This window comes from Nocardioides sp. NBC_00850, assembly GCF_045207335.1.
Lineage (GTDB): Bacteria > Actinomycetota > Actinomycetes > Propionibacteriales > Nocardioidaceae > Nocardioides.
Window position 1 is genome coordinate 1278054 of record NZ_CP108845.1, and the last position, 21455, is coordinate 1299508.

The window sequence follows — 21455 nt, forward strand, 5'->3', positions numbered from 1 at the left end:
CAACCGATCCGACGAAACAGCGACCCGATCTGTGAGACCGCCTGACATTCCGGACGTCTCCTTCGTCGGAGGAGCAGCACACCCACCACGAAACACAAGGAGTCCGGACGTGATCAGCATCGGCATCATCCTCGGCAGCACCCGCCCCAACCGCAACGGCCCACAGGTCGCCCGGTGGGTCCACGACCTGGCGTCGCATCGCGACGACGCGACCTTCGAGCTGGTGGACCTGGTCGACCACCCGCTCCCGCACCTGGACGAGCCCGTGCCACCGATGTTCGGCCCGTCGGCCAACCAGCACACCCGCGACTGGGCCGCGCGGATCGCCCCGTTCGACGGGTTCGTGATCGTGACGCCGGAGTACAACGGCGGTATGCCCGGGGTCTTGAAGAACGCCATCGACCACGCCTGTGCGGAGTGGACGAACAAGGCGGTCGGATTCGTCTCGTACGGAGTCAGCGGAGGCGCTCGGGCGGTCGCCCAGCTGCGTACGGTCTGCGGCGCGTTGGGGATGGCCGACGTGAGCCGGCCGGTGGAGCTCTCGCTCTTCACCGACTTCGAGAACCACGCCACCTTCGTGCCGGCGGACCGTCACGCGGCCGCGCTGGCCAGCATGCTGGATCAGGTCGTCTCGTGGAGCACCGCGCTCGCGCCGCTGCGCGAGGGCAGCCTGGTCGGGGCCGAGGCAGGTCGGTCTTGAGTGCGCACGAGGAGGCCGCGATTCGCGGCCAGATCGAGAAGGTCATCGACGGGCTTCGAGCCAAGGACCTCGACACCCTACGAGAGCCGTACGCCCCCGATGTCGTCTCCTTCGACGTCGAACCGCCGCTCCAGCACGTCGGGATCGAGGCGAAGCTCGCGAACTGGGAGCGGGTGTTCCAGGTCTTCGAGACCGTGGACTACGAGCTGCGGGACCTGACGCTCAGCGTCGGCGACGACGTGGCGTTCGGGTACGCCTTCGGCCGGCTCAGCGGGACGATGAAGAACGGGATCGCCAACGACGGTATGTGGGTCCGGGTCACCTACGGGCTGCGCAAGATCGGCGGCACGTGGGTTATCGCTCACGACCAGGTGTCGGTGCCGCTCGACATCCTCAGCGGCAACGGGATGGTCGATCTCGAGCCCTGACCGGAGCCCACCTCGGCGATTCCGGGTGGCCGGGGTGGGCGGCGTATTCTTGTAGGGACGGAGCGACTGCTCCGTATCCATTGTGTGTATCACCTCGCGCTGGCCCCGCCGGCGGACCAAGGCGGCACAGAGCCGCGGTTCGCAGCGGGAGGTTCGAAAGAGATGTCAGTGCAGGGCGAGCAGAGTCTGGTGCGCGCCGTCGGAGGGACGTACTTCCCACTCGCGCTGGTCGCGCGGATGCCGTACGCGATGATGGTCGTCGGTGTGCTGACGTTGGTCGTCGCCGGCCGCGACTCGCTGGCGCTCGGTGGTCTGAACTCTGCGATGGTGGGGATCGGAGCCGCGTCGTGCGGTCCGCTCCTCGGCGCCGCGGTCGACCGGTTCGGTCAGCGGCGCGTGCTGCTGGTGGTCGGCGCCGCGAGCAGCGCGATGCTGGCCGCGATGGCCTGGGTCGTCTACAGCCCGCTGCCCGACGCGGCCGTGCTGGCGGTGGCGTTCCTGGTAGGTGCGACCGCCCCGCAGATCGCACCGTTGTCGCGGTCGCGGCTGATGGCGATCATCTCCGCATGCATCGTCCCGGGACGTCGCGTGCGGGTGATCAACTCGACCATGGCCTACGAGTCGGCGGCCGACGAGATCGTCTTCATCGTCGGCCCCGTCGTCGCGGGCGTCCTCGCCGTCACGATCGACCCGTGGGCGCCGGTCGTCGCCGCCGCGGTGCTCACCCTGATCTTCGTCTCCGCCTTCGCCCTCCACCCGAGCGCCGCGACCGCACAGGCCTCGTCCGGCCGTACGCCGGCTGCCGGCTCCGTGCGTGAGCTCGCCCGTCCGCGCGTGGTTGTCATCGTGGTCGGCATCCTCGGCGTCGGGCTCTTCTTCGGATCGATGCTCACCTCGCTGACCGCGTTCATGGCCGACCATGGGCGCCCCGAGGAGGCCGGCCTGGTCTACGCCGCGATGGGCGTCGGCTCGGCCGCGCTGGCGCTGGGTGTCGCCGTCTTCCCGGTCGGCTTCACCTCGGCCGCGCGCTGGCTGGTCTTCGGCGGGCTGATGCTCGCCGGCGCCCTCGCGCTGCCGGGGGTGTCGTCGGTGACCGGGATGGTCGTCGCTCTGCTCGTCATCGGTCTCGGGATCGGGCCGACGCTGGTCACCCAGTACGGCCTCGGTGCCCGCCGCAGCCCGGTCGGCCGGTCGGCCACCGTGATGACCATGCTCGGCTCCGCGGTGATCCTCGGACAGTCCCTCGCCTCCGCCGTCACCGGCGGCGTCGCCGAACGCTGGGGCACCGAGGCGGCCCTGGCCCTGCCTGCCGCCGCCGCGCTCGTGGTCGTCCTCGCCGGGCTGGTCAACGCCCGGATCGGGGAGCAGGCTGTGCCCGCTGCGGCTCCCAGCCCCGAGCGCGCGGTGGCCACCGCCGACCGCTGATTTCGGTCGGAGGGCAACCTTTGGAACACCGCGTGGGCGCGGCGAAGTAGCGTAGACCCATGCGTCTGGGCGTACTCGACATCGGATCGAACACGGGACACCTGCTCGTGGTCGACGCCCACGGCGGGGCGGCCCCGTCACCGGCGTACTCGTTCAAGCAGCCGTTGCGGCTGGCCGAGCACCTCGACGAGGCCGGTGATGTGACCGAGGACGGGATCGAGGCGCTGACCGCCTTCACCCGTGAGTCGGTGGCGGTGGGGGAGGAGAAGGGCGTCTCGGAGATGCTGGCGTTCGCGACCTCGGCGGTGCGCGATGCGGGCAACTCGCAGCAGGTGCTCGACCGCGTACATGCCGAGACCGGGGTCGAGATCGAGGTCCTTCCCGGCGACGACGAGGCGCGGCTGACCTTCCTGGCTGTACGCCGCTGGTTCGGCTGGTCGGCCGGCCGGCTCGCCGTCTTCGACATCGGCGGCGGTTCGCTGGAGATCGCGGCTGGACTGGACGAGCAGCCGAACGTCGCCTGGTCGCTGCCGCTGGGTGCCGGCCGGCTCGCGCGCAGCTACTTCGGTGACCGCCCGACGGAGGAGGAGCTGCGGGAGCTGCGCCGGTCGATCCGCGCCTCGATCGCCGACGACGCGGGCAAGATACTGCGCGACGGCCACCCGGACATGGCGGTGGCGACCTCGAAGACGTTCCGCTCGCTGGCACGCATCTGCGGTGCCGCGCCGAGCGGTGAGGGGCTGCGCGTGCGCCGCGAGCTGCGGCTGGCCGAGCTGCGCGACTGGATCCCGAAGCTGTTGGAGATGTCGCTCGAGGAGCTCTCCGAGCTGCCCGGGGTCAGCCCGTCGCGGGCCCACCAGATCGTGCCTGGCGCGCTGGTCGCCGAGGCGTGCCTCGACATCTTCGACGTGCCCGCCTTCGAGATCTGTCCGTGGGCTCTCCGGGAGGGTCTGATCCTCGACCGTCTCGACCACCTGTCCTTCATCGGAAGTTCCGATTCTGGAAGGTCCGACTAGGAGGCCCGCGATGATCTCGTTGTCGACGTCCTCGACCTACCCCGAGTCGACCGCCCGCGGCTTCGCCTATGCGGCCGAGGTGGGATACGACGGGGTCGAAGTGATGGTCGGCATCGACGCGCTCTCCCAGCAGACCCATGCGGTCAAGCAGCTCGCCGAGCACCACGGCCTACCCATCGTCGCGATCCACGCGCCGACCCTGCTGTTCACCCAGCAGGTCTGGGGCTTCGAGCCCTGGGGCAAGCTCGAGCGGTCGGCCGAGATGGCCGTCGAGGTCGGTGCGGGAGTGGTGGTCGTACATCCGCCGTTCCGCTGGCAGCGCGAGTACGCGGCCGGGTTCGTGGACGGGATCGCCACGTTGGAGCGCTCGACCGGGCTGCGGTTCGCGGTGGAGAACATGTACCCGTGGCGGGCGGCCAAGCGCGCCACGCAGATGTACCTGCCCCACTGGGACCCCTCGACCGAGGACTACGCCAACACCACCATCGATCTCTCCCACGCCGCGATCGCCGGCGACGACGTGATCGAGATGGCGAAGCGGCTCGGGTCGCGGCTGCGGCACATCCACCTCACCGACGGCACCGGCTCGGCGAAGGACGAGCATCTCGTGCCCGGGCGGGGCCACATGGGCGCCGACCGCTTCCTGCACCATCTGGCTGCCACGGGGTTCGACGGCGAGATCGTCCTCGAGATCAGCACCCGACGCGCCCACTCCCGCGCCGAGCGTGTCGCCGCCCTCCGCGAGTCGCTCGAGTTCGCGCGCAAGCACTTCCAGGTCTGACCTCGCCGGTCGAGCCACCCGTCAGTCGTGGGCGGCGAACCAGGACCAGGTGAGCGAGGTCAGGGCGAGGAGGAGGACGGCGGTGGCGACGCCCCACCAGCCGACGACGTACGCATAGCCGAGCAGCCAGCCGAAGAGGCTCGAGCCGCCGTAGTAGAAGAGGTTGTAGAGGGCGCTGGCCTGGGCCTTTCCGACCCGCGCGCGGGCGCCGACCCAGCCCGAAGCGACGCCGTGGGCGCCGAAGAAGCCGGTGGTGAGGACGAACAGGCCGGTCAGGACCATCGCGAGGTTGTCGGGGAAGGTCATCACGACGCCGACGATCGTGATGACGACGCAGGTCAGCATGACCTTTCGCCGCCCGTGGGTGGCGGCCAGGCGGCCCGCGACCGACGAGGAGACGGTGCCGCCGAGATAGGCGAAGAAGATCTGGCTCGAGATCGCCACCGGCAGCCCGAAGGGCTCGCGCTCGAGACGGAAACCCAGATAGTTGTACGTCGCCACGAACCCGCCCATCAGCAGCGCTGCCTGCCCATAGAGGACGAGCATGCCCGGGTCGCGGAGGTTGGCGAGCACCCCTTCGCGTACGGACGTGGTCGGCCTGCCGACCGGGCGGACCCAGCCCTGGGCGCGTGGGATCAGGGTGATCGCGATGATCGCGGCGATCGCCGAGAGGACGCCGCCGGCGGTGACGCCCAGGCGCCAGCCGCCGAGGTCGGCGAACGGCCCGGTGATGACCCGGCCGAGGAGGCCGCCGACGGTGGTGCCTGAGATGTAGATGGCCGCGGCGAGGCTGACGTGGCGTACGTGGATCTCCTCGGCCAGATAGGCGACCGCGAGGGCGGGTACGCCGCCGAGCGCGAGACCCTCGAGGCTGCGCAGGACGAGGAGCGTGGTGAAGCCGGGCGCGAGCGGGGTGAGCAGGCCGAGGACGAGCGAGATCGAGAGCGCGATCTTCATCGCCGGTGCCCGGCCGATGCGGTCGGCGACCCACGACCAGCCGAGCACGCTGACCGCGAGGCCGAGGGTCGCGGTGGAGACGGTGAGCGCCGCCGAGGCCTCGTTGACCTCGAGCGCGTGCGCGACGGTGGGGAGGATGCCCTGGGTGGAGTACATCTGCCCGAAGGTCGCGATCCCGGCGGCGAAGAGGCCGATCAGGATCCGGCGGTAGCCGCTGCTGCCGGCATCGTGCCCGACCCATGGGCGGGTCAGGGAGGCATCGACGGACATCGTTCTCACGGTAAAGCAGGTGTTGTGGGTGGGTGAAGCCGCGGCGTACGTGAGATATCTCTACTCTGGGGGCGATGTCAGTGCTGACGGATCGGCTCTCCGATCGACTCTCGACGCGTCTCGTCGGTGTCGACGTGGCGCGGTGCCTGGCGTTGCTGGGGATGATGGCGACGCACGTGCTCGACCCGGTCGATGCCTCCGGGGAGCTGACCAGGATCCAGGCCGTCGCCGGTGGCCGGTCCGCGGCGCTCTTCGCGGTGCTCGCCGGGGTCAGCCTGGCGCTGATGACCGGACGTCAGGAGCCGGTGCGGGGTCAGGTGCTCGCGTCCCGGTCGCTGGGGCTGGTCGCGCGGGCCGTGCTGATCGCCGCGCTCGGGCTGGTGCTCGGGTCGCTCGGCACCAACATCGCGATCATCCTGACCTACTACGGGGTGCTGTTCCTGCTCGCCATCCCGTTCCTCGGGCTGCGGGCACGGTGGCTGTGGCTGCTCGGTGTGCTCTGGATCGTCGTCGGTCCGCTGTTGTCGCAGGTCATCCGGCCGATGCTGCCGCCGCGGCAGTTCTCCAGCCCGGATCCGAGCCAGCTGCTGGAGCCGGGCCGGCTGCTCGCCGAGCTGCTCTTCACCGGCTACTACCCGGCCGTCCCGTGGCTGGCCTACGTGCTGATCGGGATGGCCATCGGCCGCCTCGACCTGCGCAACCGGCTCGTGGTCGACATGATCTGGACCGGCGGCATCATCATCTCGGTCTCGGCCACCTGGCTGTCGGGGCGGCTGACCCGGCTGCCGTCGGTGGCCGAGGTGCTGCTGCGTACCTATCCGGAGCTGGACATCGACGGGGCGCTGACCGCGATGAGCCACGGCCTCTACGGGCAGACGCCGGTCGACGGTGGCTGGCAGTGGCTGCTGGTCGTCGCGCCGCACTCGTCCACGCCGTTCGACCTGGCGCAGACGATCGGCACCTCGATGTTCGTCATCGGCGCCTGCCAGATGATCGCGCTGCGGCTGCCGGACCGGTGGCGCGCCGGGATGGCGGTGCTGTTCGGCGCCGGCACGATGACCCTCACCCTCTACACGCTGCACGTGGTGATGAAGACCGGTGCCGTCTGGCCGCCGGAGACGCCCGACACGTACGTCTTCCACGTGCTCGTCGTGATGACGATCGGCGCGCTCGTCACCGCGTGGGGTCGCCCGGGTCCGCTCGAATGGCTCGTCGGCCGTCCCGCGGCCTGGTTGCGCCGAACAGAGCCTCGCCCCGAGCTGCCGTCGTCGGGTTAGCGTGCTCCCATGAGCTCCACGGCACCGCGGCGAGGGCGCAGGCCCGGTTCGCCGGACACACGGGCGGCGATCCTGACGGCGGCTCGGCAGCGCTTCGCGCAGCAGGGGTACGCCGCGACCTCCGTCCGTGGGATCGCGACCGCCGCCGGAGTCGACTCCGCGCTGGTGCACCACTACTTCGGCACCAAGGAGGACCTCTTCGTCGCCTCGTTGGAGCTGCGGGTCGATCCACGAGATGTCGTGCCCGTGGTCGCCGCCGGGGGCCGCGACGGTGTGGGGGAGCGGCTCGTACGTCTCCTCCTGAGCGTCTGGGACGACGAGGAGTCCCGGCTCCCGCTGATGGCGTTGATGCGCAGCGCGTTCGAGCCGGAGGGAAAGGCTCTGGTGCCGGATGCCTTCGGCCGGCTGATCCTGGCTCCGGTCAGCGAGGCACTCGAGCTCGATGAACCCGAGCGGCGGATCACGTTGGTGGCCTCGCAGCTGGTCGGGCTCGTCGCGCTGCGCTACATCGCCCGGATCGAGCCGCTCGCGTCGGCTCCGGTGGACACGCTGGTGGCGACGTACGCGCCGGTGGTCCAGGGCTATCTGACCGGGCCTTTGCCGTAGCCCCTTGCGCGGGGGCCGTGCTCGTGCCACATTTCATCATGTGATGAATAACGTGGTGGAGGCATCCGGTCTCCGAGTCGTGCGCGGGAAGCGTGAGGTCCTCCATGGCCTCGACTTCTCCATCCGGTCAGGTGAGGTCACCGGGCTGCTCGGGCCGTCGGGGTGCGGCAAGACGACCCTGATGCGGGCCCTGGTCGGTGTGCAGGCGAAGGTCACCGGGACCCTCACCGTCCTCGGCCGTCCGGCCGGATCGGCCGCGCTGCGCCCGCGGATCGGGTACGTCACGCAGGCGTCCAGCGTCTACGAGGACCTGACGGTCACGGAGAACCTGAGGTTCTTCACCCGGGTGCTCGGTGCGCCGATGTCGTCGGTCTCCGAAGCCATCGAGACGGTCGACCTCGTCGACCACAAGGACCAGGTCGTACGCGATCTCTCCGGTGGTCAGCGCTCGCGGGTCGGGCTCGCCGCCGCACTGCTCGGATCGCCGGACCTGCTGGTGCTCGACGAGCCGACCGTCGGGCTCGACCCGGTGCTCCGCGAGCAGCTGTGGGGCACCTTCCGGGACCTGGCCGCCGCAGGTGCGGCGGTCATCGTCTCCAGCCACGTGATGGACGAGGCCGATCGCTGCGACCGGCTGCTGCTGATGCGCGACGGTGCCTTCCTCGCCGACGGCAGCCCTGCCGAGATCAAGCAGAAGGCGAGCGCCGACGACATCGAGCACGCCTTCTTGACCCTCGTGAAGGGAGCGGCACGATGAGCCTTCGACGAACCCTGGCGGTGACCGGGCGGGTCCTCGCCCAGATCCGGCGCGATCACCGCACCCTGGTGATGCTGGTGATCCTCCCGACCCTGCTGATGACCCTGCTGTGGTGGATGTACGAGGACTCGCCCGCGCCCATCTTCGACCGGATCGGTCCGGCGTTGCTGGCGATCTTCCCGTTCATCGTGATGTTCCTGGTCACCTCGGTGACCACGCTGCGCGAACGCTCCTCGGGGACGCTCGAACGACTGCTGGCGATGCCGCTGGGCAAGGGCGACTTCCTGCTCGGCTATGCGTTCGCGTTCGGGCTGCTCGCCGCCGTCCAGTCGGGTGTCGCTGTCGGGGTCAGCGTGGGTCTGCTCGGGCTGGAGATCAGCGGCTCGGTCGCTCTGCTCGTGGTCGTCGCGATCGTCGACGCCGTACTCGGCACCGCGCTCGGGCTGCTCGTCTCGGCCTTCGCCACCACCGAGTTCCAGGCCGTGCAGTTCATGCCGGCGATCGTGGTCCCGCAGATCCTGCTCTGCGGCCTGCTCGTGCCGCGCGAGTCGTTGCCGGCGGTCCTGGAGGCCATCTCCGACGTCCTCCCGCTCTCCTACGCCGTCGACGCGATGACCCACCTCGTCACCTCCAGCGAGACCGGTGACGTCTGGACCGATCTGGCTGTCGTCGCCGGGTTCGTCGTCGCCGGCCTCGCCCTCGGCTCGGCGACGCTTCGGCGGCGTACCCCCTGACCGCCGAGACGTCACTTCTGCACACCGAGACGTCACTTCCGTCGGTCGAATTGGCACCGAGATGCCAGCTCGGGCGACGCGGGTGACGCCTCGGCGGTTTGTGAGGTGGTGAGCGGAAGTTGACGGAAGGGGTACGGAGGGCGGATCGGCGCGAAACCTTGACACCGGAGAGTAGAGGTCGCCAGTCCCCGACCCGAAACGGTGTGAGTACGCGTGACCGACACCCACTGTCCTTACTGCAGCTTGCAGTGCGGGATGACCCTTTCACGCAAGGGGCCCCGTCTGGAGGTCAGTGAGAGATCGTTCCCGGTGAACGAGGGTGCACTGTGCCGCAAGGGGTGGACGGCGGCGGGGCTGCGCGGGAGCCGTGAGCGGCTCACCACGCCGATGGTGCGCGACCGGGCGACGGGGGAGTGGAGCGCGGCGACCTGGGACGAGGCCCTCGACCTGGTCGCCTCGAAGCTCGCCGACCTGCGGAAGACCCACGGCGCCGACGCCAACGCCGTCTTCGGTGGCGGCGGGCTGACCAACGAGAAGGCGTACCAGCTCGGGAAGTTCGCCCGGGTCGCCCTCGGCACCTCCCAGATCGACTACAACGGCCGCTGGTGCATGTCCTCGGCGGCCTCGGCCGGCAACCAGGCCTTCGGTGTCGACCGCGGCCTGCCGTTCCCGCTGGCCGACATCGAGAAGACCGACGTCTGTGTGCTCGTCGGCTCCAACCTCGCCGAGACGATGCCGCCGGCGGCCCGCCACCTCGACCGGCTCCGCGAGAACGGCGGCAAGGTCGTCGTCATCGACCCGCGGCTGACCCCGACCGGTGAGCGCGCCGACCTCTTCCTCCAGCCGGTCCCCGGCACCGACCTGCCCCTCGCGCTCGGCGTCCTGCACCTCCTCGACGCCGTCGGCGCGGTGGACGAGGACTACATCGCCGAGCGGACCACGGGCTTCGAGGACGTACGCCGCTCCGTGGCCGCCTGGTGGCCGGAGATGGTCGAGCGGGTCAGTGGGGTCGAGGCCGCGCAGCTGCGCGAGCTCGCCGACCTGCTTGCCGGCGCCGGGAAGGTGATGGTCCTGACCGCGCGCGGCGCCGAGCAGCACGCCCAGGGCACCGCCACCGTTCTGGCCTGGCTCAACGTGGCACTCGCGCTCGGCATGCCCGGAAAGGCGTACGCCGGCTACGGCTGCCTGACCGGACAGGGCAACGGCCAGGGTGGCCGCGAGCACGGCCAGAAGGCCGACCAGCTTCCCGGCTACCGGATGATCGACGACCCCGCCGCCCGGGCGCACGTCGCCGCGGTCTGGGGCGTCGACCCCGAGACCATCCCCGGCAAGGGCCGCTCCGCCTACGAGCTCCTCGACGCGCTCGGCACCCCCGAGGGCCCCAAGAGCCTGCTCGTCTTCGGCTCCAACATCGTCGTCTCCGCCCCCAACGCCACCCGCATCACGTCGCGACTGGCAGACCTGGACCTGCTGGTCGTCGCCGACATGGTGATGAGCGAGACCGCCGCGCTGGCGGACGTGGTCCTGCCGGTGACCCAGTGGGCCGAGGAGACCGGCACCATGACCAACCTCGAGGGCCGGGTGATCCTGCGCAACCAGGCGATCAGCGCCCCCGACGGGGTCAAGAACGACCTCGACATCATCACCGGCCTCGCCACCCGCCTCGGTGCCGCCTCGACCTGGTCGACCGATCCCGAGGAGATCTTCACCGAGCTCCGCGCGGCCTCGAAGGGCGGCAAGGCCGACTACAGCGGCATCACCTACGACCGCATCCGCGAGGAGGACGGCGTCTTCTGGCCGTGCCCGGAGAAGAGCGAGGGCACCCCGCGCCTCTTCGCCGACTCCTTCTTTCACGCCGACGGTCGTGCCCGGTTCATCGACGTCGCCCACCGTGGCCCGGCCGAGCAGCCGAGCGCCGACTACCCGCTCCACCTGACCACCGGTCGGGTGCTCGCGCAGTACCAGTCCGGTGCCCAGACCCGGCGGATCAAGGACCTTCCCGACGAGGGCGCCTTCGTCGAGCTCCACCCGCTGCTGGCCGACCGGGTCGGCGCCCACGACGGCGACCCGGTCCTCGTACGCACTCCGCGCGGCGAGATGAAGGCGCCCGCGAGGGTCGTGACCACGATCCGCCCGGACACGGTCTTCGTACCGTTCCACTGGGTCGGCGCCAACAAGCTCACCAACGACGCCCTCGACCCCTCGAGCCGGATGCCGGAGTTCAAGGTCTGCGCCGCGGCGGTGACGGCATGAGCGAGCCCATGAGTGAGCCCGTGAGCGAGAAGCGGATCGTCGTCATCGGTGGCGGCATGGCCGCGGCGCGGCTGGTCGAGGGACTGGTCACGCGCGGCCTGGGCCCGCAGACGACCGTGCTCGCGGAGGAGCAGCACGCTCCGTACAACCGGATCCTTCTCTCCGCTGTGCTCGAGGGCACCCACCGTCCCGGGGCGCTCGCGCTGCGCGAGAAGCAGTGGTACGCCGACAGGGGAGTCGACCTCCGCCTGAACAGCCTCGTCGTGGACATCCACCGTGACCGCCACGAGGTCGAGCTCGCCGACCGGACGACGGTTCCCTACGACGCCGTCGTGCTGGCCACCGGGGCCATCCCGACCCTGCCGCCGATCCGCGGCGTGGTGCGGATGGACGGCTCGCTGGACCCGCGGGTGCAGGCGTTCCGCAGCCTCGACGACTGCGCGCGGCTGCTGGACACTCTCCACGACCACCCGCGCAGCGCGGTGATCGTCGGGGGCGGCCTGCTCGGTCTCCAGGTCGCCCGCGCCCTCGCGGTCCGCGGCATCGAGACCGAGATCGTCGAGGGCCGCGACCACCTGCTCAGCAGCCAGGTCGACGCTTCGGCGGGCAAGGTGCTCAAGCGGTCGATGGCCAAGCTCGGCACCCAGGTCTATCTCGGCGCCCGCGCGACCAGGCTGACGGATGAGGGGCTCAAGCTCGACAACGGCTACACCCTCGAGACCGACCTGGTGGTGCTCACCGCCGGCGGCCGGCCGCGCGCCAACCTCGCCCGCCGCGCCGAGCTCACGGTCAACCGGGGCATCGTCGTCGACGACCAGCTGCGCAGCGTCGACGACCCGGACGTGTACGCGATCGGCGACTGTGCCGAGCACAACGAGACCGTGACCGGCTTCGTCTCGCCGGCGTGGGAGCAGGCCGGGGTCCTCGCCGACGTCCTGGCCGGCGGCCCCGCGACCTATCAGGGACACCGCGTCGTCGCCCGGCTGCGCGCCACCGACCTCGACGTCTGCGTCCTCGGCGAGCCCGAGAACGAGACGGGCGAGGTCGTCGAGATCGCCAACCCGGTCAAGGGCACCCACCGCAAGCTGGTCGTACGCGACGGCCGCATCGTCGCGGGAGCCCTCGTCGGTGACCTGAGCCGGGTCGGCCTGATCACCCAGGCATTCGACCGGCAGACGGTGCTCGGCGAGCACGAGGCCGGCCAGCTGCTGCTGCCCGAGCCCTCCAACAGTCCGCGTCCGGAGCTCCCCGACGACGCGGAGGTGTGCGCCTGCGCTGGTGTCAGCGCCGGCCGGATCCGGGCGTGCCGGTCCCTCGAGGACGTACGCGACACCACCCGCGCCACCACCGGATGCGGTGGCTGCGCGCCGACCGTACGTCAGCTCCTGGCCACTCGGCCCAGCGGCACTCAGCTCAGCGCTAGCCCGATCAACAACGGGAAGCTCAGTATGGAAGGAACTACGTCATGAGCCCTCACCTCCGCAAGAAGGTCGTCGTCGTCGGCCACGGCATGGTCGGTCACCGCTTCGTGACCGCCGCGATCGAGCGCGGTCTCACCGAGACCCACGACATCGTGGTCTTCGGTGAGGAGCCGCGTCCGGCGTACGACCGGGTCGCCCTCACCAGCTTCTTCGAGGTCGGCGCCGAGGCACTCTCCTTCCTGCCCTCCGGCGTCTACGAGGACCCGCGGGTCACCCTGCGCACCAGCACGAGCGTCGTCGAGATCGACACCGCCGCCCAGACGGTGATGCTCGCCGACGGCGAGGAGATGGCGTACGACGAGCTGGTGCTCGCCACCGGAGCGGCGCCGTTCGTGCCGCCGGTGCCGGGTTCGGAGCTCGGGAACGTCTTCGTCTACCGCACGATCGAGGACCTCGAGGCGATCCGCGAGGCCGCGAAGACCGCGAAGACCGGGGCCGTGATCGGCGGGGGCCTGCTCGGGCTCGAGGCCGCCAACGCGCTGCACCAGCTCGGGGTCGAGACCCACGTGGTCGAGCTGGCGCCGCGGCTGATGGCTGTGCAGGTCGACGACGCCGGCGGCAACACGCTCAAGCGTCACATCCAGAAGCTCGGCCTCACTGTGCACACCGGCGTGATGACGGAGTCGATCTCGCCGGACTCCGCGGCCGAGATCTCGGTCGTGGACGAGGACGAGAGCGGCGTGCTCGACGGCAAGGTCAGCGCCCTGAAGTTCAAGGACGTCGACGAGCCGCTGCCGATCGACATGCTCGTCTTCTCGGCCGGCATCCGGCCGCGCGACGCGCTCGCCCGCGGCGCCGGCCTGGACCTGGCCGAGCGCGGCGGCGTACTGGTCGACGAGCAGTGCCGCTCCTCCGACCCGCACGTGTGGGCGGTCGGCGAGTGCGCCGCGCCCGGCGGCAGGATGTACGGCCTGGTGGCTCCCGGCTACGACATGGCCGAGGTCGTCGCCGACGCGCTGCTCGGTGGTGCCGGCACGTTCACCGGTGCCGACATGTCGACCAAGCTCAAGCTGCTCGGTGTCGACGTCGCTAGCTTCGGTGACGCGCACGGCACCACCGACGAGTGCCTCGAGCTGACCTACTCCGACGCCGTGGCCGGTGTCTACAAGAAGCTGGTGATCAGCGAGGACGGCACCCGCCTGCTCGGCGGTGTGCTGGTCGGCGACGCCTCCGCGTACGGCCTGCTGCGGCCCATGGTCGCGTCAGGCATGGTCCTTCCGGAGAACCCGGAAGAGCTGATCCTCCCCCAGTCCAGTGGCGGTGGGGGAGGAATTCAGCTTCCTCCCGAGGCGCAGATCTGTTCTTGCAACAACGTCACCCGCGGTGAGATCGAGGCGGCCGTCGACAACGGCTGCGAGAGCGCGGCGGACGTCACCAAGGAGACCAAGGCCGGCTCGACCTGTGGATCCTGCAAGGTGCAGGTGAAGAAGATCGTCGAGGACTACTTCACCGCCCAGGGCAAGACCGTCGACACGAGCCTGTGCGAGCACTTCAAGATGACCCGCGCCGAGCTCTTCGACGTGGTCCTGATCCACGGCTACAAGACCTTCGACCAGATCATCGAGGCCCACGGCACCGGCCGCGGCTGCGACCTGTGCAAGCCCGCCGTCGCGAGCATCCTGGCGAGCCAGCTCAACGGGCACGTGCTGGCCAAGGAGAACCGCAAGCTCCAGGACACCAACGACGCCTACCTGGCCAACCTCCAGAAGAACGGCTCCTACTCGGTCGTCCCGCGCATCCCCGGCGGCGAGATCACGCCCGAGGGCCTGATCGTGATCGGCGAGGTGGCCAAGGACTTCGGGCTCTACACCAAGATCACGGGCGGCCAGCGCATCGACATGTTCGGCGCCCGGATGGAGGACCTTCCCGCCATCTGGAAGCGCCTGGTCGACGCCGGGTTCGAGTCGGGCCACGCGTACGGGAAGTCCCTGCGGACCGTGAAGTCCTGCGTCGGCTCGACCTGGTGCCGCTACGGCGTCCAGGACTCGGTCGGCCTCGCGATCATGCTGGAGACCCGCTACCGCGGGCTGCGCTCGCCGCACAAGCTCAAGGGTGGCGTCTCCGGGTGCGCCCGCGAGTGCGCCGAGGCCCGCGGCAAGGACTTCGGTGTCATCGCCACCGAGAAGGGCTGGAACCTGTACGTCGGGGGCAACGGTGGCGCCATCCCGGCCCATGCCCAGCTGCTCGCCGGTGACCTGAGCACCGAGGAGCTGGTCAGCTACCTCGACCGCTTCCTCATGTACTACGTACGCACCGCCGACCGCCTCCAGCGCACCTCGACCTGGATCGACTCCCTCGACGGCGGTCTGGACCGGGTCCGCGAGGTCGTGGTCGACGACGTCCTCGGCCTGGGCACCGAGCTCGAGGCGGCGATGGCCGCGCACGTCGACGGCTACTTCGACGAGTGGAAGGCGACGATCGAGGACCCGGAGAAGCTGAAGCGGTTCGTCTCCTTCGTCAACGCCCCGGACATCCCGGACCCCAACATCTCCTTCGGATCCACGCGCGGCCAGATCGTCCCGGAGGTCGGCGAGGAGCCGGCCGCTGTCGGCCCTGTCTCGCTCGGTTCCTCGATCCCTGTCGGAATGCCCACCCTGGAGGAGACGCGATGACCGAGACCCAGACTCAGACCCACCCCGTGACGTACATCGCCGTCTGTCGCCTCGACGACATCGACCCGGAGACGGGCATCGCCGCGCTGGTGCGTGGAGAGGCCGTCGCCGTCTTCCGGACCCTCGACGACCGGGTCTTCGCGCTGTCGAACTTCGACCCGTACGGTCACGCCTCGGTGCTCGCTCGCGGGATCGTCGGGACGCGTGGTGAGGTGCCGTTCGTGGCCTCGCCGCTGCTCAAGCAGCCGTTCTCGCTGGAGAGCGGTCAGTGCCTCGACGATCCGTCGGTGTCGGTCGCGACCTACGAGGTCGACGTCGTCGACGGAGAGATCCGGGTCGGCGCCCGGCGATGACGAACGCGGCACAAATGATCCAGGGGACCTACGATTCCGATGTGGACAGTGGCGCGTTGAGCGGCTTCCGCGTCGGCGTGACCGCGGCGCGGAAGGCCGAGGAGCAGATCAACCTGCTCGAGAGGCGGGGAGCACACGTGGTGTGGGCCCCCGCGCTCTCCGTCGACCCCAACCGGGTCGACGCCGGCGCGCTGCGTGCCGTGACCGAGCAGATCATCGGCCAGAAGATCGACATGTTCCTGGCGACGACCGGTATCGGGACCCGCACGTGGTTCGACGCCGCGGAGGATTGGGGACTGCTCGACCGGCTCCTCGAGACGCTCGGCGGCGCCGAGATCCTGGCCCGCGGACCGAAGTCGGTCGGTGCGATCCGGCGGCGCGGGCTGCGGGAGCTGTGGGCGCCGGAGTCGGAGGAGTTCGATGACGTACTGGAGCACCTGCGCGGCCGCGACCTGACCGGCAAGCGGATCGTGGTGCAGGAGCACGGGCAGTCGCTGTCGATGGTCGTGCACGCGCTGACCCGGCAGGGCGCCGAGGTCATCAACGTGGTCGTCTACCGGGTCGAGTCGGCCGCCGACCCCGAGCCGATGTTCCGGCTGGTCGAGGCGTTGGGCGACGGCGAGCTGGACGCGGTCACCTTCACCTCCGCTCCCGCCGTGGCCGCGTTCATGCAGGCAGCCGGGTCGGTGGGCCTGCGCGACGAGGTCGTGGCGGCGTTCCAGGCCGATGTGGTCGCGGCCTGCGTCGGTCCGGTGACCGCCGCAGCCTTCGAGATGTGGGGCGTACCCACCATGATCCCCGACCGCTCCCGCACCGCGGCCATGGTCAAGATGCTCGAGACCGAGCTGCCGCTGCGGCGCGAGGGCCTGCTCATCGAGCTCGCCGGCGGTCATCAGCTGCTGCTCCACGGCGACGCGGTGATCCTCGACGGCGCCGAGGTGAAGCTCTCGCCGGCGCCCGCCGCCGTCCTGGGCGCTCTCGTCGCCAACCCCGGCATAGTCGTCTCCCGGCAAGCCCTGCTCGCCATGCTCCCCTCCGGCACCGCCGGCTCCGAGCATGCGGTCGAGATGGCGGTCGCCCGGCTCCGCTCGGCGCTCGGCACCAAGACCATCCAGACCGTCGTGAAGCGCGGCTACCGGCTGGCGGTGGGCTCATGAGGCTCGTCGTCGTCGCCCACGGCACCCGGCAGCTGCTCGGCAACGCGGTCGCCTCGATCATCGCCAAGCGCGCCGGTCGCGTGCTGGGGATGGAGTCGAAGGCTGCGTACGTCGAGCTCTGCGAGCCGCTGCTCACCGACGTCCTGGCCGACGGCCAGCCGTCGGTCGTGGTCCCGCTGCTGCTCTCGACCGGCTACCACATCAAGGTCGACCTGCCGCAGGCCGCCGAAGGGCTGCCGGTGGCGATGGGCCGTGCGCTCGGACCGGACCCACTGCTCGCCTCCGCGCAGGTCTCCCGGCTGGTCGCCGCCGGCGCGGTTCCCGGCCAGCCAGTTGTCCTGGTCGCCGCCGGCTCCAACGACCCCTCGGCCCGCGCCGACATCGCGGCGGCCGGCCTCCTCCTGGCGAAGGCCTGGGGTGGCCAGGTCAGGGTCGCCACCGTCTCCGGCTCCGGCGCTCCGCCCATCGACCAGGTCGTACGCCCCGGCGACGCCGTCTCGCCCTACCTTCTCGCTCCCGGTTTCTTCTCCGACCTGGTCCGCTCGCGCTCCGAAGCCGCCGGCGCCGAGGTCGTCGCCGACGTCATCGGTCCGCATCCCGACGTGATCGAGCTGGTCGTACGCCGCGCCGCGGTGCTCCTCGCGGCCGACGGTCGCGCCGATGCCCAGGTCGGGTAGCCGTCGTCACCCGCTGGTCGAGCCGCCGGAGCCGCTAGGCGGAGGCGTGTCGAGACCAACACGGTCACATCGGCGCTCGAGGGGACCGTGTTGGTCTCGACATGCTCGCTGGCGCTCGCAGCTCGACCGACGAAGGCTCAGGTGGTGTAGTCGGCGTTGATGCGGATGTAACCGTCGGTGAGATCGCAGCCGTAGACCGTGAACTCACCGCCGGCGATGCCGAGGTCGACTTCGATGGAGACTTCATCGCCAGACAGATAAGTCGACAAATCTGCCAATAGATTTGCAGAGACCTGAGCTGGGTAGGTCTCGGTGCCGCCGAAGGCGATGCGTACGTTCTCGGGGGAGATGTCGGTCTCCTCGCGGAGCTTGCCGATGGCCATCGCGACGCGGCCCCAGTTGGGGTCGGCGCCGTGGACGGCGGTCTTGACCAGCGGTGAGTTGACGATGGCCTTGCCGACCCGCTTGGCCTGGGCGTCGTCGCGGGCGCCGCTGACCGAGACCGTGATCAGCTTGGAGGCACCCTCCCCGTCGGAGGCGATCTTCTTCACCAGCGCGAGCGCGGCGTCGTAGAGCGCGGCCTCGAACTCACCCAGGTCGACCGCCCCGGCCGTGCCGGAGGCGAAGATCGCGGCCGTGTCGGAGGTCGAGGTGTCGGTGTCGATCGAGACGGCGTTGTAGGTGCGGTCGACGACCCGGCGGAAGGCCGCGTCGAGCTCGGCGGCGGGCACCGCGGCGTCGGTGAAGAAGTAGGTCAGCATCGTGGCCATGTCGGGCTCGAGCATCCCGACGCCCTTCGCGATCCCGGTGATCGTCGCGTCGCCGACGGTCCGGGTCTCGATCTTGGCGATCGTGTCGGTCGTCATGATCGCCGCCGCGGCGGCGTCGAAGTCGGCGTCGCCGGCGGTCCCGGCGAGCTTCTCGAGTGCGGGCGTGAGGACGTCCATCGGGTACTGCACGCCGATCACGCCAGTCGAGGCGACCAGCAGCTCCTCGGGGCGGACGCCGACGACCTCGGCCGCCAGGCGGCGTACCTCCAGGGCGTTGGCCTCGCCCGTCGGCCCGGTCGCGACGTTGGCGTTCTTCGAGATGGTGACCATCCCGCGGAACGCGGAGAGGTCGGAGGCTCGGGAGAGCAGCACCGAGGCGCCTGCGAAGCGGGATCGGGTGAAGACCGCTGCGCTCGTGACCGGGCCCGAGGGGGCGGCGACGACGGCGAAGTCGTCAGCGCCCTCCTTGAGACCGAGGTTGGCGGTGACTCCGACGAATCCGGCTGGTTGAGGCATGCGGACAGCCTAGGCTCTGCCCGATCTCCGGGTCAGCGCGTCTCGGGTCCTATGTCCGCAACCACGCGAACGCGGCGGCTTCCAGGATCATCCAGGACCGAAGTACGCGGCCCACGAACGTGATCGCGACGAAGAGCATCAGGTTGGCCTTGAGCGTGCCGTAGACCACCGCCAGGATCGCCAGCGGCGGAAGCCCGCTGAGTGCGGCCACCGCGAGCAGCCCGCCGGCGTAGGCGGGCCTGCCCTGCGTACGCCGCTCCCACTTCTCCATCCGCTTCTGCCACTTCTCGCACGACATCTTCTTGCGGACGAAGGGGAGAGCGGTGGTGCCGTGGCCGGCGTAGTACCAGACGACCTTGGAGCTGGTCTGGCCGATTCCCGCCACCAGGGCGAGCACCAGGGCGGAGAAGGTCAGGTTCGAGGCGGCCACCGCGAGGTAGGTCTCGAAGTTGATGACGGGGAAGAGTCCTCCGGCGAAGGAGGCGGCGAAGGTCCCGAGAATGAGGTCCATCAGGCGACCTCTGGACCGCTCAGGAATTGAAACAATTCAACGTCTTTGTGTTGGGGGATCACTCGCGAAACCTTAGATGTAATCCGTGTCACCATGCGACATCGGCGTCACATCCACATTACGGACCGCTCGCCGAAATGAGGCGTTTCTCACTTAAACATGGGGGTCGCAAGGGTCTCAGGACCGGCTATCGGAACATCGCCTGCAGTTGGATCGATCAATTGTCCAGGCCCGTGATCGATGACCCACTCTGGTGCACGGTACCCCGGTTGGAGGCCTCTTCAACTGGGGTAACGTGCCTGCAATCGGCGAAACTTTTGAAGGGTGTCGGAATGGTTGACGTGGACAAGGTCCTCGATGAGGCGGGGCTGACGAATCCTCATGTGCGGGAGTATGTCTCCTACTGGGCAGGGGTGACCGGAGCCGAGCAGATCGAGGTTGTCAGCGCAGCCGACGACGAGCGGCTCCTCCAGGAGTCCCTGGCAGCGGGCGAGCTTCTCCCGGTGACGGGCGGCCGCTACTACAGCCGTTCCTACAGCAAGGACACCGCGCGTTCCGAGGAGCGCACCGTGGTCGCCACCTCCAACCCGGAGGACAAGGGCGTCTACAACAACTGGAAGCCGGCTGACGAGACCGTCAAGACGCTCACCGAGCGGATGACCGGCGCCTCGGCGGGCAAGACGATGTACGTCATCCCCTACCTGATGGCTCCGGCCGGCTCGCCGCTCGAGGCGTACGCCGCGGGTGTCGAGCTCACCGACAGCCGCCCGGTCGTGCAGCAGATGATCCGGATGGCCCGCGTCGGCATCGACTACATCAACAACCTCGCGGACCCGAACTCCTTCGTCCGTGCGGTGCACGTGACCGGCGACCTGCCCAACCTCGGGCAGGGGACCGACAAGGACCAGCGCCTCTTCGCGACGGTCGCCGACCAGCGTACGATCCTCCACTTCGGCTCCTCCTACGGCGGCAACGCGCTGCTGGGCAAGATCGCCCACGGCCTGCGCCAGGCCTGCTACGACGGCCGCGCCTCCGGCAAGTTCCTGGCCGAGCAGTTCCTGCTGCTGGGCATCAAGGACAAGGAGACCGGCGAGGAGTTCCACGTCGTCGGTGGCTTCCCGTCCGCCTCCGGCAAGACCAACCTCTCGATGACGCTCTCGCCCGACGCCCTCGGTGAGCGTTACGAGGTCACCTTCTACGGCGACGACATCGCCTGGATCTGGGTCGGCGAGGACGGCAAGCTCTACGCCTTCAACCCGGAGAACGGCGTCTTCGGCGTCGCCAAGGACACCAACGAGAAGACCAACCCGGGCGCCGTCCAGGCGGTCCTGCCGGGCTCGGGCGCGATCTTCACCAACGTCGCCTACAACGAGAAGACCCAGGAGGTCTGGTGGGAGGGGCTCACCAAGCACCACCCGGACGACCTCGACGGCTGGATCGACTGGAAGGGCGAGCGCATCGCCAACCGGATCGACGACGAGCTGGGCGAGCCCTGGGCCCACCCCAACTCCCGCTTCACCACGCCGATCTCGCAGGTGCCCAACGCGGCCCCCGACTTCGACAGCCCGGCCGGCGTGCCGGTCGACGCGATCATCTTCGGTGGCCGCACCCGTGACCGCGAGCCGCTGATCCGCGCGATCACCGACGTCGCCGAGGGCGTCTACGACGGCCTCACCCTCGGTGCCGAGGCGACCGCCGCGGCCGACGGCCTCGAGGGCGTGCTGCGCTACGACCCGATGTCGATGCGTCCGTTCCTCGCCTACGAGGAGGGCGACTACGCCCGCCACTGGCTGAAGATCATCGGCGAGGCCACCGACAAGCCGGTCTTCGCCCACGTCAACTGGTTCCAGCGTGACTCCGAGGACGGTCACTTCCTGTGGCCCGGCTACCGCGAGAACGTGCGCGCGCTGCTGTGGCTGCTGCAGTTCAAGAAGGGTGAGGTCAAGGGCCAGCAGAGCCCCGTCGGCGTCATCCCGACCGAGGACGAGCTCGACCTGCGCGGCCTCGACCTGCCGCAGAAGGACCTCGACCGGATCCTCTCCCTCGACCTGAACCGCTGGAAGCAGGAGATGGGATTCCGCGAGGAGCACCTCAAGCAGTTCAAGCTGCCGGAGGAGATCTGGGAGGCGCACAAGCGCGTCGCTGCTGCCATCGACGAGGCCGCTCAGGCCTGA

General features: G+C 69.9%; 19 protein-coding genes. 16 read left to right on the forward strand and 3 right to left on the reverse strand.

Annotated features, from left to right (window positions below):
* Nucleotides 1-109 precede the first annotated feature (109 nt).
* The 5 genes from OH802_RS06260 (at nucleotide 110) to OH802_RS06280 (ending at nucleotide 4350) form a co-directional block, all read left to right on the forward strand.
* Nucleotides 110-700 carry an NADPH-dependent FMN reductase gene (locus OH802_RS06260; protein WP_406026139.1) on the forward strand — a complete coding sequence of 197 codons (591 nt, stop codon included), beginning with the start codon at nucleotides 110-112 and terminating at the stop codon, nucleotides 698-700.
* A complete protein-coding gene (locus OH802_RS06265) occupies nucleotides 697-1128 on the forward strand; it encodes a YybH family protein (RefSeq protein ID WP_406026141.1) in 432 nt (143 codons plus the stop codon). The genes OH802_RS06260 and OH802_RS06265 overlap by 4 nt, the downstream gene beginning before the upstream one ends.
* A gap of 162 nt (nucleotides 1129-1290) precedes the next feature.
* Nucleotides 1291-2553 carry an MFS transporter gene (locus OH802_RS06270; RefSeq protein WP_406026143.1) on the forward strand — a complete coding sequence of 421 codons (1263 nt, stop codon included), beginning with the start codon at nucleotides 1291-1293 and terminating at the stop codon, nucleotides 2551-2553.
* Between the two features lie 59 nt (nucleotides 2554-2612).
* Entirely contained in the window at nucleotides 2613-3569 is a 957-nt protein-coding gene (locus tag OH802_RS06275) for a Ppx/GppA family phosphatase (protein WP_406026145.1), read from the forward strand.
* Nucleotides 3570-3579: 10 nt separating this feature from the next.
* Nucleotides 3580-4350 (forward strand): sugar phosphate isomerase/epimerase family protein, encoded by a 771-nt coding sequence (locus OH802_RS06280; RefSeq protein ID WP_406026147.1) that lies wholly within the window; start codon nucleotides 3580-3582, stop codon nucleotides 4348-4350.
* 21 nt (nucleotides 4351-4371) lie between these two features.
* Here the strand turns inward: OH802_RS06280 and OH802_RS06285 are convergent, their stop codons facing one another.
* Nucleotides 4372-5577, reverse strand: a complete 1206-nt coding sequence (locus OH802_RS06285; protein WP_406026149.1) for an MFS transporter — start codon at nucleotides 5575-5577, stop codon at nucleotides 4372-4374.
* A 74-nt stretch (nucleotides 5578-5651) separates the two neighbouring features.
* Between OH802_RS06285 and OH802_RS06290 the strand changes: the two genes are divergently transcribed.
* The 10 genes from OH802_RS06290 (at nucleotide 5652) to OH802_RS06335 (ending at nucleotide 17484) form a co-directional block, all read left to right on the forward strand.
* Complete coding sequence (locus tag OH802_RS06290) at nucleotides 5652-6854, forward strand: heparan-alpha-glucosaminide N-acetyltransferase domain-containing protein (protein ID WP_406026151.1); 1203 nt, start codon at nucleotides 5652-5654, stop codon at nucleotides 6852-6854.
* Nucleotides 6855-6863: 9 nt separating this feature from the next.
* Entirely contained in the window at nucleotides 6864-7460 is a 597-nt protein-coding gene (locus tag OH802_RS06295; protein WP_406026153.1) for a TetR family transcriptional regulator, read from the forward strand.
* 43 nt (nucleotides 7461-7503) lie between these two features.
* Entirely contained in the window at nucleotides 7504-8217 is a 714-nt protein-coding gene (gene ccmA, locus OH802_RS06300; protein WP_406026155.1) for a heme ABC exporter ATP-binding protein CcmA, read from the forward strand.
* Nucleotides 8214-8951: an ABC transporter permease gene (locus OH802_RS06305; RefSeq protein WP_406026157.1), complete on the forward strand. Its 738-nt coding sequence runs from the start codon at nucleotides 8214-8216 to the stop codon at nucleotides 8949-8951. Before ccmA ends, OH802_RS06305 begins: the two co-directional genes overlap by 4 nt.
* Before the next feature lie 213 nt (nucleotides 8952-9164).
* Nucleotides 9165-11204: a molybdopterin oxidoreductase family protein gene (locus tag OH802_RS06310; protein ID WP_406026159.1), complete on the forward strand. Its 2040-nt coding sequence runs from the start codon at nucleotides 9165-9167 to the stop codon at nucleotides 11202-11204.
* Between the two features lie 8 nt (nucleotides 11205-11212).
* Nucleotides 11213-12673, forward strand: coding sequence for an FAD-dependent oxidoreductase (locus OH802_RS06315; protein ID WP_406026161.1), 1461 nt, complete (start codon nucleotides 11213-11215; stop codon nucleotides 12671-12673).
* Complete coding sequence (gene nirB / locus OH802_RS06320) at nucleotides 12670-15297, forward strand: nitrite reductase large subunit NirB (RefSeq protein WP_406026163.1); 2628 nt, start codon at nucleotides 12670-12672, stop codon at nucleotides 15295-15297. Before OH802_RS06315 ends, nirB begins: the two co-directional genes overlap by 4 nt.
* The gene (nirD, locus tag OH802_RS06325; protein ID WP_406026165.1) at nucleotides 15294-15650 is read left to right on the forward strand and encodes a nitrite reductase small subunit NirD; all 357 of its coding nucleotides are present in this window, start codon (nucleotides 15294-15296) and stop codon (nucleotides 15648-15650) included. Before nirB ends, nirD begins: the two co-directional genes overlap by 4 nt.
* 56 nt (nucleotides 15651-15706) lie before the next feature.
* Complete coding sequence (locus OH802_RS06330; RefSeq protein WP_406026167.1) at nucleotides 15707-16807, forward strand: uroporphyrinogen-III synthase; 1101 nt, start codon at nucleotides 15707-15709, stop codon at nucleotides 16805-16807.
* A complete protein-coding gene (locus tag OH802_RS06335; protein ID WP_406026169.1) occupies nucleotides 16804-17484 on the forward strand; it encodes a sirohydrochlorin chelatase in 681 nt (226 codons plus the stop codon). Before OH802_RS06330 ends, OH802_RS06335 begins: the two co-directional genes overlap by 4 nt.
* A 137-nt stretch (nucleotides 17485-17621) precedes the next feature.
* Here OH802_RS06335 and argJ read toward each other — a convergent pair whose 3' ends face one another.
* Nucleotides 17622-18770 (reverse strand): bifunctional glutamate N-acetyltransferase/amino-acid acetyltransferase ArgJ, encoded by a 1149-nt coding sequence (argJ, locus tag OH802_RS06340; protein WP_406026171.1) that lies wholly within the window; start codon nucleotides 18768-18770, stop codon nucleotides 17622-17624.
* Between the two features lie 49 nt (nucleotides 18771-18819).
* Nucleotides 18820-19281 (reverse strand): hypothetical protein, encoded by a 462-nt coding sequence (locus OH802_RS06345; protein ID WP_378822099.1) that lies wholly within the window; start codon nucleotides 19279-19281, stop codon nucleotides 18820-18822.
* 332 nt (nucleotides 19282-19613) lie between these two features.
* Here OH802_RS06345 and OH802_RS06350 point away from each other — a divergent pair, with 332 nt between their 5' ends.
* Nucleotides 19614-21455, forward strand: a complete 1842-nt coding sequence (locus tag OH802_RS06350; protein WP_406026174.1) for a phosphoenolpyruvate carboxykinase (GTP) — start codon at nucleotides 19614-19616, stop codon at nucleotides 21453-21455.